The organism is Microvirga sp. P4_G7 (assembly GCF_056401005.1).
Window position 1 is genome coordinate 1 of the sequence record NZ_JBFUKD010000910.1, and the last position, 1212, is coordinate 1212.

1 protein-coding gene is annotated in these 1212 nt (G+C 57.0%); it reads right to left on the reverse strand.

All coding sequences use genetic code 11. The annotated features are described in order from the left end of the window. Positions 1-163: 163 nt before the first annotated feature. Positions 164-856 (reverse strand): GntR family transcriptional regulator, encoded by a 693-nt coding sequence (locus AC1DT3_RS21825; protein ID WP_477467270.1) that lies wholly within the window; start codon positions 854-856, stop codon positions 164-166. Positions 857-1212 lie beyond the last annotated feature (356 nt).

Below are 1212 nucleotides of genomic sequence, written 5' to 3' on the forward strand. Positions count from 1 at the left end.
CCGCAGCGACACCCCGAAGGTAATCAATACCGCAGCGACACCCCGAAGGTAATCAATATGTTCGCACCGATTTTTGTCGTTTCGCTTTATGGATCGCGCGAAAAAACTCTCACTCTTGAACCGTCGACAAAGGAGCTGCCCGAATTTGGAGCACGCTGGCGAACTAAGAGACCAACCGGTTCTGAAACGCGAAATCGACGCAGCCTTGGATGTGTCGCTCCAGCACTTGCTGTGCTTCGGCGGCATCTCGCGACAAGGCGCTTGCCAGGAGGGCTCTGTGTTCATCTGCGGCGACTTGGCCGCGGAAGATGACGAAGACCATCTGGTATCGCAGGTACCTGTCATAGATGCCGGAGTGGAGATTGAGGAGCGCCTTCGAGCTGCACGCCGACACAAGCGCCTGATGAAACTCCCAATCGTATCGTTTCCATTGCTGCGTCCGCGAGTTGTCGCCAGCGAGAAGGCCAGCTTCCATCCTCGCCAGCTTATGGTGAGCCGCCACGACGCGGCCTTCCCACTCCATGTCGGCGGCTTGAAAAGACTGCACCAGTGCATTCTTCTCGATGAGCAACCTGAGTTCAGCGATCTCCTTCAGGTCTTCTGCCGAACAGGGCGCCACATGAAAACCGCGTTGTCCTTCGGCGATCACGAGCCCCTCCGGGGCCAGCCGGCTAAAGATCTCGCGAAGCGTGCTGATGCCCACGCCGTACACCGAGCGCAGTTTTTCCAAAGTCAGCCGCTGGCCGGGACGGAGCTGACCAAAAATGATGTCCGACCGGATCCGCTCGTAAGCCTGCTCGCCCGTCGAGACGGTTGAGACGTCATCACCCAAAGTATCCGATACGGTATTTGTCATATTATTACGCGTCCTTTGGTCCGACCCTACGGCAAGCCCCTTCGGTGATCTAGCCTGCAGGTCACCCAGCGCCCCATCAAATTATCCTATGATTCGAATTTTATCAGTTGATAGCGAAATCGCTAGATGTAAAATGCGTCCACGCCGCCTTTGACGCGGCAACTTAAACAAGAGAGCCGAAGCCCTAGCGACGGCCGAAAGAGGAGGGATAGGATGTCCAAGACGAGATTCAGCCGCCGCTATGTTCTGCTTGCATCTGCGGCGTTGCTAGGTGCGGCTGCGGTGATGCAGCCGGCTTTTGCGATCACGCCGGCGGAGATCAAGGCGAAGGGCAAGCTTGTCGTCGGGATTCAGGG